This is a genomic window from Nonomuraea sp. NPDC005730, assembly GCF_040630865.1.
Classification (GTDB): domain Bacteria; phylum Actinomycetota; class Actinomycetes; order Streptosporangiales; family Streptosporangiaceae; genus Nonomuraea.
Genome location: NZ_JBEXYK010000005.1, coordinates 121,363 through 136,938, shown reverse-complemented (window position 1 = coordinate 136,938; position 15,576 = coordinate 121,363). Strand labels below are relative to the sequence as shown.

Annotated in this window: 15 protein-coding genes; 6 read left to right on the top strand and 9 right to left on the bottom strand. The window is 72.2% G+C overall.

Annotated features, from left to right (window positions below; genetic code table 11):
* Positions 1 to 8 precede the first annotated feature (8 nt).
* The 3 genes from ABZ444_RS10030 to ABZ444_RS10020 are packed head-to-tail and all read right to left on the bottom strand — an operon-like array spanning position 9 to position 2,852.
* Positions 9 to 737: an enoyl-CoA hydratase/isomerase family protein gene (locus tag ABZ444_RS10030; RefSeq protein WP_357994637.1), complete on the bottom strand. Its 729-nt coding sequence runs from the start codon at positions 735 to 737 to the stop codon at positions 9 to 11.
* Positions 734 to 2,221, bottom strand: a complete 1,488-nt coding sequence (locus tag ABZ444_RS10025; RefSeq protein ID WP_357994636.1) for an AMP-binding protein — start codon at positions 2,219 to 2,221, stop codon at positions 734 to 736. The genes ABZ444_RS10030 and ABZ444_RS10025 overlap by 4 nt, the downstream gene beginning before the upstream one ends.
* A complete protein-coding gene (locus tag ABZ444_RS10020; protein ID WP_357994635.1) occupies positions 2,181 to 2,852 on the bottom strand; it encodes a TetR/AcrR family transcriptional regulator in 672 nt (223 codons plus the stop codon). The genes ABZ444_RS10025 and ABZ444_RS10020 overlap by 41 nt, the downstream gene beginning before the upstream one ends.
* A gap of 117 nt (positions 2,853 to 2,969) precedes the next feature.
* On the opposite strand from ABZ444_RS10020, the gene ABZ444_RS10015 reads away from it, so the two are divergent.
* The 3 genes from ABZ444_RS10015 to ABZ444_RS10005 are packed head-to-tail and all read left to right on the top strand — an operon-like array spanning position 2,970 to position 5,226.
* Positions 2,970 to 3,788: a MerR family transcriptional regulator gene (locus ABZ444_RS10015; protein WP_357994634.1), complete on the top strand. Its 819-nt coding sequence runs from the start codon at positions 2,970 to 2,972 to the stop codon at positions 3,786 to 3,788.
* Complete coding sequence (locus tag ABZ444_RS10010) at positions 3,788 to 4,720, top strand: RNA polymerase subunit sigma-70 (protein WP_357994633.1); 933 nt, start codon at positions 3,788 to 3,790, stop codon at positions 4,718 to 4,720. Before ABZ444_RS10015 ends, ABZ444_RS10010 begins: the two co-directional genes overlap by 1 nt.
* Positions 4,721 to 4,734: 14 nt before the next feature.
* Positions 4,735 to 5,226, top strand: coding sequence for a GyrI-like domain-containing protein (locus ABZ444_RS10005; protein WP_357994632.1), 492 nt, complete (start codon positions 4,735 to 4,737; stop codon positions 5,224 to 5,226).
* Positions 5,227 to 5,234: 8 nt separating this feature from the next.
* Here the strand turns inward: ABZ444_RS10005 and ABZ444_RS10000 are convergent, their stop codons facing one another.
* Positions 5,235 to 6,740, bottom strand: coding sequence for an MFS transporter (locus ABZ444_RS10000; protein ID WP_357994631.1), 1,506 nt, complete (start codon positions 6,738 to 6,740; stop codon positions 5,235 to 5,237).
* 156 nt (positions 6,741 to 6,896) lie between these two features.
* Between ABZ444_RS10000 and ABZ444_RS09995 the strand changes: the two genes are divergently transcribed.
* Positions 6,897 to 7,265: a YciI family protein gene (locus tag ABZ444_RS09995; protein WP_357969853.1), complete on the top strand. Its 369-nt coding sequence runs from the start codon at positions 6,897 to 6,899 to the stop codon at positions 7,263 to 7,265.
* 34 nt (positions 7,266 to 7,299) lie between these two features.
* Here ABZ444_RS09995 and ABZ444_RS09990 read toward each other — a convergent pair whose 3' ends face one another.
* The 4 genes from ABZ444_RS09990 to ABZ444_RS09975 are packed head-to-tail and all read right to left on the bottom strand — an operon-like array spanning position 7,300 to position 12,079.
* Complete coding sequence (locus ABZ444_RS09990; protein WP_357994788.1) at positions 7,300 to 8,934, bottom strand: phospho-sugar mutase; 1,635 nt, start codon at positions 8,932 to 8,934, stop codon at positions 7,300 to 7,302.
* A gap of 56 nt (positions 8,935 to 8,990) precedes the next feature.
* A complete protein-coding gene (locus ABZ444_RS09985) occupies positions 8,991 to 9,794 on the bottom strand; it encodes a purine-nucleoside phosphorylase (RefSeq protein ID WP_357702426.1) in 804 nt (267 codons plus the stop codon).
* 3 nt (positions 9,795 to 9,797) lie between these two features.
* Positions 9,798 to 11,102, bottom strand: coding sequence for a M20/M25/M40 family metallo-hydrolase (locus ABZ444_RS09980; RefSeq protein WP_357994630.1), 1,305 nt, complete (start codon positions 11,100 to 11,102; stop codon positions 9,798 to 9,800).
* A complete protein-coding gene (locus ABZ444_RS09975) occupies positions 11,099 to 12,079 on the bottom strand; it encodes an Lrp/AsnC family transcriptional regulator (RefSeq protein WP_357994629.1) in 981 nt (326 codons plus the stop codon). Before ABZ444_RS09975 ends, ABZ444_RS09980 begins: the two co-directional genes overlap by 4 nt.
* 114 nt (positions 12,080 to 12,193) lie before the next feature.
* On the opposite strand from ABZ444_RS09975, the gene ABZ444_RS09970 reads away from it, so the two are divergent.
* Positions 12,194 to 13,498 (top strand): MFS transporter, encoded by a 1,305-nt coding sequence (locus tag ABZ444_RS09970; RefSeq protein WP_357994628.1) that lies wholly within the window; start codon positions 12,194 to 12,196, stop codon positions 13,496 to 13,498.
* Here the strand turns inward: ABZ444_RS09970 and ABZ444_RS09965 are convergent.
* Complete coding sequence (locus ABZ444_RS09965) at positions 13,495 to 13,914, bottom strand: gamma-glutamylcyclotransferase (protein WP_352325470.1); 420 nt, start codon at positions 13,912 to 13,914, stop codon at positions 13,495 to 13,497. The two genes, ABZ444_RS09970 and ABZ444_RS09965, sit on opposite strands and share 4 nt — an antisense overlap.
* A gap of 253 nt (positions 13,915 to 14,167) precedes the next feature.
* Between ABZ444_RS09965 and ABZ444_RS09960 the strand changes: the two genes are divergently transcribed.
* On the top strand, positions 14,168 to 15,562 hold the full coding sequence (locus tag ABZ444_RS09960) for an NAD(P)H-quinone dehydrogenase (protein ID WP_357994627.1): 1,395 nt from the start codon (positions 14,168 to 14,170) through the stop codon (positions 15,560 to 15,562).
* Positions 15,563 to 15,576 lie beyond the last annotated feature (14 nt).

The following is a 15,576-nucleotide window of genomic DNA, read 5'->3' as shown; positions in this document are numbered from 1 at the left end:
TCGGCGGGTCAGGGGGATCGGCGGGTCAGGAAGCGGGTCATGCCGGCCTGGGCGAGGCCCGCCTGCTCCACCTGCCGGGCGGCCACGGTCTCGGCCTCGAAGGCGCGCTCGACCTCGGCCTTCGGCGGGCGCAGCAGCCCCAGGTGCACGGCGGTGGCGGTGCCCGGCCGGGTCCAGTGGCGCACCCGCGCGATCGCCGTCTCCACCAGCTCCTCGGCGGGCACGAGCTCGTCCAGCAGCCCGGCCGCCAGCGCGTCGGCGGCGCTCAGGCGGGCCGAGTCCAGCACCAGCCGCAGCGCCCGGCCGCCGGCCAGCCGGAGCAGCAGGTGGCTGGCGGCGTTCGAGATCGACAGGCCGAGGTGGTTCTCGGGGAAGAAGTACTCGGTGGCCTGGGCGCCGATGCGGGTGTCGAAGCAGAGCGTCCACTCGGCGGCGCCACCGACGGCCAGGCCGTTGACCGCGGCGACCACCGGCACCCGGGTCTCCAGCACGGCCCTGGTCATGTCGTGGAACAGCTCGACCTCCGCCTCCAGCGGTTTGCCCGCCGCCTCGGCGATGTCCTCGCCCGCCGAGAAGGCCCGGCCGGCGCCGGTCACCACGATGCCCCTGGCGGTGCGGCCGTGCGCGCGGACGGCCGCGGCCAGGTCCCGCCGCATGCCGGCGGTGAGGGCGTTCAGCTTCTCGGGACGGGTGAGGGTGATCACGGCCACCTCGTCGCGTACGGTCACGTCGATCATGCCGGGTCCTCCGTGGGGATGGCGGGGGCGGCGCGCTGGTCGCGGCCGGGGCGGAGCAGGTGGCGCTTCTCGATGCGGGCGGACGGGGTGAGCGTGAACGACTCCACGAACTCCACGTACGCCGGGACCTTGAAGCGGGCCAGGCGTTCCCTGGCGTGGGCGATGACGGCGGCGGCCGTGCGGGCGTCGGCGGCGTGACCGGGGCGGAGCTGGAGGAACGCCTTGGGCAGCTCGCCGAAGAGGTCGTCGGGGATGGGCACCAGGGCCGCGGACAGGACCGCGGGATGCCCGGCGAGCACGCTCTCGACCTCGGCGCACGAGATGTTCTCACCGCCCCTGCGGACCATGTCCTTCAGCCGTCCGGCGTGCCGGATGCGTCCGCGCGCGTCGCGGACGCCGAGGTCGCCGGTGTGGTACCAGCCGCCGCGGAAGGCGTGCGCGGTGGCCTCGGGATGGTTCCAGTAGCCGGTCATCATGGGCGTGCCGCGGACCAGGATCTCGCCCGTCTCCGCGTCGAGCCGGACCTCCTTGCCGGGCGGCGGGGTGCCCAGCGCGCCGGTGCCGACGGTGTCGTCGGAGTCCGGGGCGGCCATCAGGTCGCAGCCGCTCTCGGTGGAGCCGTACAGCTCGCGCCAGGGCGCGCCCCAGCGCTCCTCGAACGCGCGGTGCAGGCCGGGCGCGATGCCCGAGCAGAGCACGAGCCGCATCCGGTTGTCGCGGTCGAGGGGGCTCGGCGGCTGCTTGTGCATCAGCAGGGGCATGGTGCCCAGCACGTACGTGAGGGTCGCGCCGTGCTCACGGACGGCGGGCCAGAAGCCCGAGGCGGAGAAACGGGGAAGCACCACCTGCGGGATGCCGCCGAGCAGGCAGAGCAGGGTGGTCCACTGCGGGTCCATGTAGGAGTACGCCTGGGCGATCAGCAGGACGTCGTCGTCGCGCAGGCGGACGAGGTCGGCGACGACGCGGGCGGTCCTGACCCAGTAGTCGTGGGTGAGCAGGCAGGCTTTGGGGAAGCCCGTCGTCCCCGACGTGTACTGAAAATTGGCGACATTGTCCGCGCTGAGGGATATGTCGAGAGGTGGGCCATCCGTCAGCTGGTCCACGAGGTGCACCACGCCCGGCACCCGCGCGGCGTGTTCCGCGCCGGTCAGGGTGGCGACCGCGCCGGAGTCGCGCAGGACGTGCTCAAGGTCGGCGGCCTGGTACCGCACGTTCACGGGGACGGTGACCGCCCCCGCCTTCAGGACGGCGAACCAGCTCAACGGCCACCACGGCTCGTTGTCCAGCATGACGGCCACCCGGTCGCCGGGGCGTACCCCATGGCCGGCCAGCGCGCGGGCCAGGCGGTCGGAGACGGCGTCGGCCTCGGCGAAGCTCAGCGAGGTCGCCGGGAGGGCGGGTGAGGGGGCGGGGAAACGGAGGAACTCGCGCTCGCCGTACGTGCTAGCGGCGTGCCTCAGCAGGTCGGGGATCGTGGTGTGCATCCGGCGGCTCCCACGGGAAGACGGGCAGCAGGCGTCGATCGAGGGGCGCCACGACCGGGCCGGCGGCGCGTACGGCGGCCAGGCCGATCGTGACGAACTCCGCGCACACCTGCTCCAGCGTCGAGTCCCCGTCGGGGCGGTACCACTCGCTGGTGCCGGTGCACATGGACATGAGGGCGAGGCGGGTCAGCTTCTGGTCGGCGACGTGGAAGACGCCTTCGGCGACGCCGTCGGCCAGGGCGCTCTTCCAGTGGCTCTCGTAGGCGTCGCGCAGGGCGATGACCTCGGCGTGGGCGGGCGAGCCGGGGGTCAGGGAGCGGAGCTCGCCGTCCATGACGCGGCTGGTCAGGGGGGTGAGCGCGTGCAGGGCGGTGAGCGAGGTGATCAGCAGGGCGAGGCGGTCGGCGGGACGCGTGGCCCCGGCCAGGACGCGGGCGGTCGAGTCGATCAGCCCTTGCAGGCCGGTCCGCATGAGGTCGGCCAGCAGGGCTTCCTTGCTGTGGACGTGGTGGTAGACGCCGGCGTTGGTCAGGTTCACCGCCCTGGCCAGATCTCGGATGCCGGTGGCGGCGTAGCCCTGCCGGGCGAAGAGCCGCACCGCGGCCGTCCTGATCCGGAGCAGTGTGTCCACGTCCATGGCGACCTAACGAACGTTCGGTTGCTTGTTACGCTGGAAAGTACCCCATGTTCCTAGAAATCGCCATAGGTTGACTCTGACACCGTGTGAGCCCCTACTTCTGGACCGGACATGTTCAGCATCGGAGATTTCGCCCGGCTGGGGCTCGTGTCCGTACGCATGCTCCGCCACTACGACGCCATCGGCCTGCTGCGCCCCGCGCACGTGGACCCGCTCACCGGTTACCGGTCCTACCAGGCCGCGCAACTGGCCAGACTCAACCGGATCGTCGCCATCAAGGACCTCGGCTTCACGCTGGAACAGGTCCGGACGATCCTGGACGAGAAGGTCAGCACCGAAGAGCTGCACGGCATGGTACGGCTGCGCCGCGCCCAGCTGGAGGCCCGGATCAGCGCCGACCTGGCCAGGTTGCGCGGCGTCGAGGCGAGACTCCGCAGCATCGAGACGGAGGGGCACATGAGAACCGCGGAAGTCGTGCTGAAGAAGGTCGACCCGGTACGGGTCGCGCAGCTCAGCGCCAGGGCGGCCAGCTACGAGGGCGAGGACGTCGGCCCGGTGATCGGGCCGCTGTTCGCCGAGATCTGCGCCCGCGTGGAGCGGGCGGACGTCCGGGTGGTCGGCCCCGGCCTGGCCTACTACCGCCAGGAGGACGACGGCTCGGTCATGGTCCACGCCTGCCTGCCGGTCAACGTGGACCCCGATCCGCGCCACGACTTCGAGATCAGGGACCTGCCCGCGATCGGCACGGCGGCCACGATCATCCACCACGGCCCGATGGAGGCCGTCGGGCCGACCTTCCAGGCCCTGGCCCACTGGATCGAGGAGAACGGCCACCGCTCGCTCGACCTGGCGCGAGAGGTGTCGCTGCACTGCCCGCAGGACCGCGCGGAATGGGTGCACGAGCTGCAGATCGAGGTGGCCGCGGCGTAGTGGAGGCGACCGAGCTGGAACACCACCGGGTCGAGCTGACCGGCTACTGCTACCGGATGCTCGGCTCGGGCTTCGAGGCCGAGGACGCGGTGCAGGAGACGTTCGTCAGGGCGTGGCGCACGTACGAGCCGGGGCGGGGGCCGTTGCGCCCGTGGTTGTTCCGGCTCGCCACGTCCGTCTGCCTGGACATGCTGCGCGGGCCGCAGCGGCGGGCGCGGGCGATGGACCTCGGGCCGGCGGCGCGTCCCGGCGACCCGCTCGGAGATCCGCTGCCGGGGGACGCCTGGGTGTGGCCGGTGCCCGACGGGCGCGTGTTGCCGGCCGACCCGGCGGAGCTGGCGGTGGCCAGGGAGAGCGTGCGGCTGGCGTTCGTGGCCGCGCTGCAACGGCTGCCGCCGCGGCAGCGGGCCGTGCTCATCCTGCGCGACGTGCTGAAGTGGCAGGCCGCCGAGGTGGCGGGCCTGCTGGAGATGAGCGTCGCGTCCGTGAACAGCGCGTTGCAGCGGGCCCGCGCCCGGCTCCCCGCGGTCGCCTCTGAGGACGCCCCGGAGGACGCCGCGATCGACGGCAGGCTGCTCGACCGCTACGTCTCCGCCTTCGAGCGGTACGACGTGGACGCGCTGGTCTCGCTGCTGCACGAGGACGCGACGATGTCGATGCCGCCGTTCGCGTGGTGGTTGCGCGGCCGGGAGGCGGTCAGGGCGGTCCTGCTGGCCGCCGGCGCGCCCTGCGCGGGCGACCGCCTGCTGCCGGCCGGGGCGAACGGCGCGCCCGCCTTCGCCCAGTACCGGGACGGGGAGGCGTTCGCCCTGGTAGTCCTGGAGATCGGCGGCGGAGTCGTCACCGGCGTGACCACCTTTCTCGATCCCCGGCTGGTGCCGTCCTTCGGCCTGCCGATGAGTTTCGGCCGGCCGCTCCGTACTGACAGGTGAAGGAGGACAGACACATGCCACAGATCGTCGAACTTCCCGAGCGTCCTTACCTCGGGATCAAGAAGACCATCACGATGACCAGCTTCGGCCTCGTCGGAGACCGGATCGCGGAGATGATCGGCTGGCTCGCCGAGCGCGGGCACACGATGGCCGGAGCCCCGTTCTTCCGGTACCACAGCATCGACATGCCGGGGGACCGGCTGGTGGTGGAGGCGGGCGTGCCCGTCACCGCGCCCGTCACCGAGCCCGTGGAGGGCGAGTTCCACGTGGGCACGCTGCCCGCGGGCCGCTTTGTCACCGAGTCCCACCACGGCCACCCCGACCAGCTCTCCGGCGTCATCGAGTCGGTGCTGAAGTGGGCCGCCGAGCAGGGCCTGACCTGGGACATGACCGAGAAGGACGGCACCGAGCACTGGGGCTGCCGGCTGGAGCTGTACCAGACGGACCCGCGGATCGAGCCCGACCTGAACAAGTGGGACATCGACCTGCAGTTCCGCCTGGCCTGAACCGGCCGTCACGCCGCGTTCGCGCGGGGCAGCAGCGAGGTCAGCAGCGCGGCCAGCACGAACAGGGCCGCGCCCGCCAGGCCGATCGCCACGATCCCGCTGAGGAACGCGGCGTGACTGGCCGCCAGCAGCTCGGCGGCCTGCGCCGGGGCGAGCCCCCTGGCCGCGGCCGCCGCGGCCGCCACGGTCTCCCTGGCCGCGCCGGGCACGTGCGCGGGCAGGGCGTGGTGGTAGACGGCCGCCGCGGCCGTGCCGAGCAGGGCCAGGCCGAGCGTCCCGCCCAGGAAGTTGCCCGACTCGGCAAGCGAGGCCGCCGACCCGGCCTTCTCCGGCGGCACCGAACCGACCACGATCCCCGTGCCCAGGGCGAACAGCGGGCCGGTGCCCAGCGCCAGCACCGTGATGGCGGTGATCACCACCGGCAGCCCGGCCTCGGCCTGCGTGAGCAGCGCCGCCCCGGCGGCCGCCAGCGTCAGGCCGCCCATGATGGCGGTGCGGGGGGCGACGCGGCGGGTCAGGGCCGGGGTGAGCGTGGTCCCCAGCGCGACGCCGAGCCCCATGGGCGCGAACCACAGCGCCGACTGCGCCGGGGTGTGCCCCAGCACCGACTGCAGGTACTGGGTGACCAGGAGGCCGGTGCCCGCCATGGCGATGCCCGCCAGCACGAGGGCGGTCAGGATCAGGGTGAGCGGGCGCTGGGTGAACAGGCGCAGGTTGAGCAGGGGAGCGTCGAGCGTGAGCTGCCGCCGTACGAACGCGACCCCGAACGCGAGACCGACCGCGATCGCCGCGAGCGGCGCGCCGGGCCCGGCCGACGCCGACGAGGCGGCCAGCTCCTTGACGCCCCAGACCACCGGCAGGATCGCCAGCATCGACAGCGCGACGCTGGCCAGGTCCATACGCCCGCCGTCCGGGTCGCGGAACTCCGGCAGCAGCAGCACGCCGGCCACGAGCAGCACCACGATCACGGGGACGGCCAGCAGGAACACCGACCCCCACCAGAAGTGCTCCAGCAGCAGCCCGCCGACGACCGGCCCGAGCGCGGCCCCGGCGAACTGGCAGGTGGCCCAGGCGGCGATGGCCGTGCCGCGCTGCCGGGCGTCGCGGAACATGTTGGTGATGAGCGCGAGCGTGGAGGGCATGAGCGTGGCGCCCGCGACGCCCAGCACCGTACGGGCGGCGATCAGCATGGCGGGGCTGACCGCGTACGCCGCCGCGAGGGAGGCGACGCCGAAGGCCGCCGCGCCGATCAGCAGGAGCCGGCGGCGGCCGATGCGGTCACCGAGGCCGCCCATCGTGATCACCAGCCCGGCGACCATGAACCCGTAGATGTCGATGATCCACAACTGCTGGACGGCGCTCGCCCCCAGCTCCACGCTCAACCGGGCCAGCGCCAGGAACAGCGCGTTGATGTCGACCGCGACGAGCAGGGTGGGCAGGGCGAGCACCGCCAGCCCGGCCCATTCGCGCCGCCCGGCCCTGGGTCCGGCGGCGGTCTCGGTGAGATGCGGCATGTCGGGAGCCTCCTGGTGTCGTCCGTTTCACCAGGAGGTCGGAGCCCGGCTCGCGCGCTCGACGTGCTTTCCGGAAAAGTTTCGCGGGGCATGTCGAGAGGGACGCGCCGGCTCCGACCCAGCACGACGGAACTCGCACGACCACGAGGAGAGACGATGAAGTTTCTGTTGATCATGCAGGTGAACCAGCAGGTCATGGACACCCTGAGCGAGGAGCAGCGCGACCTGATCATGAGCGGCCACGGCGCGTTCATGAAGACGATCCAGGAGTCGGGCGAGATGATCGGCACGCAGGCGCTCGGCGACCCGTCCACCAGCGCCGTCGTCCGCACCCGCAACGGCCTGCCGGCCGTGACCGACGGCCCCTTCCTGGAGGCCAAGGAGTACATGGGCGGCTACTACATCGTCGACTGCGAGAGCCGCGAGCGCGCGATCGAGCTGGCCGGGATGATCCCCGACAGCCGGATCGAGGGCCTGGCGATCGAGGTCCGGCCGATCATGTTCTCGGCGGGCGCCGACATGTGACCGCCCGGTGGGCCCGCGGCGCGGGCCCACCGGGCTACAGGCCCAGGCAGGCGGTCAGGTCGGCCTTCAGGCCGTCGAGGTCGCGGGCGGCCGACGCGCGCGCCTGCGCCACCTCGCCGGTCACCGGCACCACGACCTCCAGGTAGCACTTCAGCTTGGGCTCGGTGCCCGACGGGCGGACCACGACGCGCCCGCCGTCCGACAGGTGGAAGCGCAGGCCCTCGGTCGGGGGCAGGCCGCCGTCGCCGCGGCTCAGGTCGTCCACGGCCTCGACCGTGTGGTCGCCCAGCGTGGCGGGCGGGGCGGCGCGCAGGCGGTCCATCGCGCCGGAGATCAGCGACAGGTCGGCGACCCGGAAGCTGAGTTGGGACGTCGCGTGCAGGCCGTACCGGACGGCCTGGTCGTCGAGCAGGTCGAGCAGCGTGCGGCCGTCGCGCTTGGCGGCGGCGGCGACGGCGGCCACGGTCAGGGCCGCGCCGATGCCGTCCTTGTCGTGGACCGGCAGGCCGGCGTCGGAGCCGACGCAGTAGCCGATGGCCTCCTCGTAGCCGAAGACCAGGCCCTCGCCCGCCTTGACGATCCACTTGAACCCGGTCAGCGTCTCGCCGTAGCGCACGCCGTGGGCCTGCGCGATCTTGCTCAGCAGGGTCGAGGAGACGATCGTGGTGGCCACCAGCCGGTCGCCGGTGGTGTGGGTGATCACGTGCTCGGCCAGCAGGCCGCCGACCTCGTCGCCGGTCAGCATGCGGCACGTGCCGTCGGGCAGCGGCACGCCGACCGCGCACCGGTCGGCGTCGGGGTCGTTGGCGAGGACCAGGTCGGAGCCGAGCTTGGCGGCCAGCGCGACCGCCAGGTCCATCGCGCCGGGCTCCTCCGGGTTGGGGAAGGCCACCGTCGGGAAGTCGGGATCGGGGTTGCGCTGCTCCTCCACGGCCATCGGCGTCTCGAAGCCCGCCGCGAGGAAGGCCCCCGTCAGCGTCCCCGAGCCCACCCCGTGCAGCGGCGTGTACGCCACCCGCAGCTCGCGCGCCTCGCCCAGCGGCAGGGCGGTCACCGCGTCGATGTAGTCGTCGACGATGTCCTCGCCCAGCTCGGTGAGCGTGCCGGGGCCGTCGAGGGGGAGCTGGTCGACCCGGCCCACCGCGTCGATGGCGGCCGAGATCTCCCGGTCGACCGGCGGCACGATCTGCGAGCCGTCACCCCAGTAGACCTTGTAGCCGTTGTCCCTGGGCGGGTTGTGGCTGGCGGTGACCGTCACGCCCGCGTCGGCCCCGAGGTGGCGTACGGCGAAGGCGAGCACCGGCGTGGGCAGCGGGCGCGGCAGCAGCGAGACGTGCAGCCCCGCGCCGGTCAGGACGGCCGCGGTGTCCCTGGCGAACACGTCGGACTTGTGCCGGGCGTCGTAGCCGATCACGACGTGCTTGCCGGCGCCCAGCACACCGGCCAGACCGGCGGCGGCGCGCATGACGGTGACCCGGTTCATCCGGTTGGGGCCCGCGCCCAGCTCGCCGCGCAGGCCGGCGGTGCCGAACTCCAGCTTGGCCTGGAACCGCTCGCGGAGGGCGGGCAGGTCGTCGTCCTCCAGGAGGTCGGACAGCTCGGCCCTGGTGTCGGGGTCGGGGTCCTGGGCCAGCCACTGGCGGGCGCGGCGCAGCAGGTCGGCGTCCACGGGCGGGAGCGGTACGTCCCCCTCGGCCTCCGGCGGGACCCGGTCGTCGCCGGCGGTCACAGGCGGTCCACCACCTTGGCCAGCAGCACGCCCATGCGGGCGGCCGTGGCGCGCCCCACCTCCAGGACCTCCTCGTGGTTGAGCGGCTCGCCGGACAGGCCCGCTCCCGGGTTGGTGACCAGGGAGACGCCGAGCACCTCCAGGTTCGCCTCGCGGGCGGCGATGGCCTCCAGCACGGTGGACATGCCCACCAGGTCGCCGCCGAGCGTGCGCAACATCCGGATCTCCGCGGGCGTCTCGTACGTCGGGCCGCGGAAGGCCACGTAGACGCCGTCGGCCAGGGTCGGGTCGATCTCGCGGACCAGGGCGCGCAGGCGGCGCGAGTAGACCTCGGTGAGGTCGATGAAGGTGGTGCCGGTGATCGGGTTGGCGCCGGTCAGGTTGACGTGGTCGCTGATCAGCACCGGGTCGCCGACGTTCTGGGTCTCCGGCCGCAGGCCGCCCGCCGCGTTGGTCAGGACGATCGTGCGCACGCCCGCCGCGGCCGCCGTGCGCACGCCGTGGACGACCGCGTCGACGCCGAGGCCCTCGTACAGGTGGGTGCGGCCGAGGAAGACCAGCGCGTGCCGCCCGGACGGCGTGCGCACGACGCGGATCTTGCCACCGTGCCCGGCCACGGCGGGGGCGCGGAAGCCGGGCAGATCGGTGAACGGGATCTCGGCCACGGTCTGCCCGATCGCGTCGGCGGCGGGGACCCACCCCGACCCCATGACGAGGGCCACGTCGAAGGTGTCGAGGCCGGCCGCGCCGGTCAGGGCGGCGGCGGCCTCTACGGCCAGGGTGTATGCGTCGTTGCTCACATCTCAGTAGTTTAGGAGCAGCCTGTCCAGAACCCGCACCCCGAACTGCAGCGCGTCCACCGGCACCCGCTCGTCCACGCCGTGGAACATCGAGGCGAAGTCCATGTCGCCGGGCAGCCGCAGCGGCACGAACCCGAACCCGCGCACCCCCAGGTCGGCGAAGAAGGTCTTGTTGTCGGTGCCGCCCGACATGCAGTACGGCACCGCCCGCGCGGTCGGGTCCTCGGCCTTCAGCGCCGCGATCATCGACTCGACCAGCGCGCCGTCGAACGTCGTCTCCAGCGCGATGTCGTGGTGCACGAACTCGCGGCGCACGTTCGGCCCGATGAGCGAGTCGACGGTCTTGAAGAACTCCTCCTCGAAGCCGGGCAGGAAACGCCCGTCCACGACGGCCGTGGCCTGGCCGGGGATGACGTTCGACTTGTAGCCGGCGTCGAGCTGGGTCGGGTTGGTGGTGTGGCGGAGCGTCGCGCCGACGAACCGCACCAGCGGGCCGAGCTTGTCCAGCAGCGGGGCCGGGTCGTCCTCGTCGAACGGCAGGCCGAAGGCGTCGGCGATCTCGGTGAGGAACTGGCGCACGGTCGGCGTGTAGGTGAGCGGCCACTCGTGCCCGCCGAGCCGGGCCACGGCCTTGGCGACCTCGGTGACCGCGTTGTCGGAGTTGAGCATCGAGCCGTGCCCGGCGGTGCCGTCGGCGACCAGCTTCATCCAGGCCAGGCCCTTCTGGGCGGTCTCGATCAGGTACAGCCGCAGCGACGGGTCGACCTCCAGCGAGTAGCCGCCGACCTCGCTGATGGACTCGGTCACGCCCTCGAACAGCTCGGGGTTGTTGGCCGTGAGGTACTTGGCGCCGTACACGCCGCCGGCCTCCTCGTCGGCGACCCAGGCGAAGACGATGTCGCGGCGCGGACGGCGTCCCTCACGCTTCATCTGGCGCAGCACGGCCAGCATCATCGCGTCCATGTCCTTCATGTCCACGGCGCCGCGGCCCCAGATGTAGCCGTCCTTGACCTCGCCGGCGAACGGGTCGACCGACCAGTCGGCGGCGTTGGCGGGCACCACGTCGAGGTGGCCGTGGACGAGCAGCGCGGGCAGCGACGGGTCGGTGCCCTCGACGCGGGTGACCACGTTGCCGCGGCCCGGCTCGCTCTCGACGTACGTCGCCCCGATGCCGACCTCGTCCAGCCTGGCCATGACGACCTCGGCCGCGGCCCGCTCGCCGGGGCCGCTGCCGTCCCCGTAGTTGCTGCTGTCGACGCGGATCAGCTCCACGCACAGGTCGGCGACTTCCTTCTCGGCAGGTGTCATGGCGTCTTCTCCAGGGTGAGCAGTCCGGATTTGTGCAGGTGACCGCGTTTGTACGCGCGGGTGATGAGGGTCAGGTCGCTGTCGGTGATCTCGTCGAGCCGACCGAGCACGTCGGTCATGAAACGATAGAGGTCCGCCTCGTGGGCCACCGCCACCTGCACGATGAGGGAGTGGGTGCCCGAGGTGGCGGCGCAGTAACGCACGTGGGGGTGCTCGGCCAGGCGCCGGCCGGTCTCGCCCAGCCCGTACGGCCGCACCTTCAGCCACAGCATGGCCTCGACCTCCAGCCCGAGCAGCGCGGGCTCGACCTCGGCGCGCGGCAGCAGTAACCGCCGGTCGATGAGCGAGCCGACCCGCCGGCGCGCGGTCGGCACGGAGAGGTCGAGCCGTTCGGCGATCGTGGTGAAGGCGGCCCGGCCGTCGGCCGCCAGCAGTTCGGCGATCTCCTTCTCCAGCGGCGACAGGCCGTCCTCGTCGGGCAGGTCGGGGGGCGGCGGCGCGGGGCGCAGCTCGGCGACCTCCCGCTCGGTGAGGAAGGGCGCGTGCCACTCGGCCACGGTGGTGAACGTGTGCAGCACTACCTGGGTCTGCGTCTGGAGCACGCCGTCGATCTCGCTGATGTCGTGGGCCAGGATGGTGTGCAGGTCCTGCCGGGACGGCGGCACCAGCTCGCAGGCCAGGTCGGCGGCCCCGGTCAGCGCGTAGACCGACCGCGTGTCGCGCCGGTCGGTGAGCGATCTGGCCACCTGGGCCGCCGTGCCGGGCCGCACCTGGACGTGCAGGTGCGCGGGGCGGCCGTGGCCGGTGCGCAGGTCGTCGTAGATCGCGGTGACGCGGACGACGCCGTCGGCGATGAGCCGCTGGAGCCGGCGGGCGACCGTGCGTTCGTGCTCGCCGACCACCCTGCCGATCTCGCCCCACGAGGCGCGCGGGCTCACCTGGAGCGCGGCCACGAGCCGCCGGTCGAGAACGTCCACCTGCAACCGCTTCCGTGTCGGGTTTGTAAATAATTGCCCAGACATTTGACTGTTTCGGTCTTCCGAATGCACAGTAAGCCATCACTCCACGTGTCAGCAAAAGGAGCACATGCCGTGTCGACCTCCCCCGTCGCTCAATCGCCGCTCGGCATACCGAAGAGCAGGGTCCGTCAGCTCATGGCGGCCAGCATCGGCAACGTGGTCGAGTGGTACGACTGGTACGCCTACACCTTCCTGGCCACGGTCTTCTCGGCGCAGATCTTCCCCGACAGCTCCGGCAACAGCCTGGTGCCGCTGCTGAGCTCGTTCGCGGTGTTCGCGGTGGGCTTCTTCATGCGGCCCCTGGGCGGCCTGCTGGTGGGCGCGTTCGCCGACCGGTACGGCCGCAAGTCCGCGATGACCTTCACCATCATCCTGATGGGCGGCGGCTCGCTGCTGCTCGGCCTGACCCCCACGTACGAGGCCGTGGGCCTGCTGTCGCCGGTCATCCTGACGCTGGCCCGGCTGATCCAGGGCCTGTCCGTGGGCGGTGAGTTCGCCGCCGCCACCACGTTCCTCGTCGAGTCGGCCCCGCCGCGCCGCCGCGGCCTGTTCTCCTCCTTCCAGTACGTCAGCACCACCATCGGCCAGCTCATCGCCTCCGGCCTGGCCGCGGTGCTCGCCTCGACGCTGGTCAAGGAGGACATGAGCTCCTACGGCTGGCGCATCCCGTTCCTGGTGGGCGCGCTGCTCAGCCTCGTCGGCCTGTGGATCCGCAAGGGCGCCGACGAGACCTCGGCGGTCGCCGAGGAGATCCAGCGGGGCGAGGTCAAGCGGCCGGGCATGTTCGAGTTCCTCAAGCACCACCCGAGGTCCGCGCTCACCATCGTCGGCATCACGATCGCGGGCACCGTCGCCTACTACACCTGGACCAGCTTCCTGCCCACCTACGCGCAGATCACGGTCTCGTTCGACAAGGCCGAGTCGCTCCAGGTCGGCACGATCTCGCTGGTGTTCTTCATGCTGCTGCAGCCGCTGCTCGGCCTGCTGTCGGACAAGATCGGGCGCAAGCCGATGCTGATCGCGTTCGGGCTCGGCTTCCTGATCCTGCCGGTGCCGCTGCTCGGACTGCTCACCGACTCCTTCGCCAGCCTGCTCGTCGTGCAGATGATCGGCATGGTGTTCCTGGGCTGCTTCACCTCGGTCTCGGCCGCGGTGAACTCGGAGCTGTTCCCGACCCGGGTGCGGGCGGCGGGGGCCGGGTTCCCGTACTCGCTGACCGTGGCGATCTTCGGCGGCACCGCGCCGCTGATCGGCACCGCGCTGCAGAAGGCCGGCAACCCCGGGATGTTCCCGTGGTACATGTCCGCCCTGGCGCTGATCTCCACGCTCGTGTACGTCTTCGTGCTGCGCGAGACCAAGGACGAGCCGCTCCGCTAGGGCGCCGAGGTGCAGGGGCGCTCCCGAAGCTCCTTGACGTAGTCGTCGGGGGCGCCCGCACGCTCGGCCGCGTCGGCCAGGTTGCACAGGTAGCGGGCCGAGGGCAGGCCGCCCTCGTAGCCGTCGAGCACATAGAACCAGGCGACGACCTCGCCGTCGAGGGTCTGCACCCGCAGCCGCACCTTGTGGTAGGCGCCGCGGACCGCGCCCTCCCACTGGTCGAGCGAGGTCTCCTCCCATTCGGGCACGTCGTAGAGCACGACGAAGACGTGCTCGTCGGGGTCCTCCACGATGGTGGCGAGCGAGCTCTCCCACTTGCTGTCGGTGCGGCCGAAGGTCAGCCGCCAGCCGGTCAGCCAGCCGACACCCCAGATCGGGGAGTGCGGGGCGCGCATGGCCATCTGCTCTGGGTCCATGTTCATCCCGTAGGAGCCGTAAAGCCGTAGATCATTCGGCTTCCCTGATTGATCCGAAAGCCACGCCACGATCCACCCCTCTCGCCGGGTGCCGCTCGTCATCCAGCTATCGCGCCATCCTGCCACGCTGACCCGGCGTGTCGGTCCATCAAGCCGGGCACGGAAGGCCCATGTGTCCCCCATGTCCGCCGGAGCGTGATCCCGTCATGGGCCGGTTGCGGCTTCCGGGGGCACGTGCGGGAGAATGGGACACGTGACGAGGATCGTGATCATTGGTGGCGGGCCGGGCGGCTACGAAGCGGCGCTGGTGGCCGCCCAACTAGGCGCACAGGTCACGATGGTCGAGCAGGACGGGCCGGGCGGGGCCTGCGTGCTCACCGACTGCGTGCCGTCCAAGACGCTGATCGCGACGTCCGTCCGCAAGCAGGCGCTTCTCGACGCGCCCTCGCTCGGCGTGTCGTTCTCGGGCGGCCCCGACGGCGACGCCGGCGTGGTCGGCGTCGACATGCCGCTGGTCAACAAGCGGGTCAAGGAGCTGGCCCAGGCCCAGTCGGCCGACATCGCGACCCGGGTCGAGGCCGAGGGCGTCGAGATCATCAAGGCACGGGGGCGGCTGGTCGACCCGCAGGTCGTGCGTGCGGGCGACCGTACGATCAGGGCCGACGTGGTGCTCGTGGCCACGGGCGCGACGCCGCGGGTGCTGCCGGGGGCCGAGCCCGACGGCGAGCGCATCCTCACCTGGCGGCAGCTCTACGACCTGGAGGAGCTGCCCGAGCACCTGATCGTGGTCGGCTCCGGCGTGACCGGCGCGGAGTTCGCCGGCGCCTACCGCTCGCTCGGCGCGGAGGTCACGCTGGTCTCCAGCCGCGACCGGATGATGCCCAACGAGGACGCCGACGGTGCCGAGGTCCTGGAAGAGGTCTACCGGCGGCGCGGCATGAACGTCATGGGCCGCTCGCGCGCCTCCTCCGTCAAGCGCACGGCCGACGGCGTGGTGGTGACCCTGGAGGACGGCCGCACGGCCGAGGGCTCCCACGCGCTGATGACGGTCGGCATGGTCCCCAACACCGGCGGCATCGGCCTGGAGGAGGCCGGCGTGCAGCTCGACCGGAACGGCTTCGTCAAGGTCGACAAGGTCTCCCGCACCTCCGCGCCCGGCGTCTACGCGGCCGGCGACTGCACCGGCGTGCTCATGCTGGCCTCGGTCGCCGCCATGCAGGGCCGCATCGCCGTGTGGCACGCGCTGGGCGAGGCCGTCCAGCCGCTGCGGCTGGCCACGGTGGCCTCCAACATCTTCACCGACCCCGAGATCGCGGCCGTCGGCGTGGCGCAGCGTTCGATCGAGGCAGGCGAGATCGACGCGAACGTGGTCAAGCTGCCGCTGGCCACCAACGCACGGGCCAAGATGCAGGGCTTCAACGACGGCTTCGTCAAGCTGTTCTGCCGCCCCCACACCGGCATCGTGCTCGGCGGCGTGGTCGTGGCCCCGCGCGCCTCGGAGCTGATCCTCGCGGTGTCGCTGGCCGTGCAGCAGCGGCTGACGGTCGACCAGGTCGCCCACTCGTTCGCGGTCTACCCGTCGCTGTCGGGCTCGATCACCGAGGCGGCCCGCCGCCTCATGCAGCCCGAGGCCGCCATCGGCATCTAGCCGTCCCTCTGCAA

Excerpts from the sequence above, each read along its gene's own strand:
- ABZ444_RS10015 (WP_357994634.1), top strand. The coding sequence starts at position 2,970 with ATGTTCAGCATCGGAGATTTCGCCCGGCTGGGGCTCGTGTCCGTACGC.
- ABZ444_RS09965 (WP_352325470.1), bottom strand. The coding sequence starts at position 13,914 with ATGGACCCAGAGCAGATGGCCATGCGCGCCCCGCACTCCCCGATCTGG.
- ABZ444_RS09980 (WP_357994630.1), bottom strand. The coding sequence starts at position 11,102 with ATGACACCTGCCGAGAAGGAAGTCGCCGACCTGTGCGTGGAGCTGATC.
- ABZ444_RS10025 (WP_357994636.1), bottom strand. The coding sequence starts at position 2,221 with ATGCACACCACGATCCCCGACCTGCTGAGGCACGCCGCTAGCACGTAC.
- ABZ444_RS10005 (WP_357994632.1), top strand. The coding sequence starts at position 4,735 with ATGCCACAGATCGTCGAACTTCCCGAGCGTCCTTACCTCGGGATCAAG.
- ABZ444_RS10030 (WP_357994637.1), bottom strand. The coding sequence starts at position 737 with ATGATCGACGTGACCGTACGCGACGAGGTGGCCGTGATCACCCTCACC.
- ABZ444_RS10000 (WP_357994631.1), bottom strand. The coding sequence starts at position 6,740 with ATGCCGCATCTCACCGAGACCGCCGCCGGACCCAGGGCCGGGCGGCGC.
- ABZ444_RS09995 (WP_357969853.1), top strand. The coding sequence starts at position 6,897 with ATGAAGTTTCTGTTGATCATGCAGGTGAACCAGCAGGTCATGGACACC.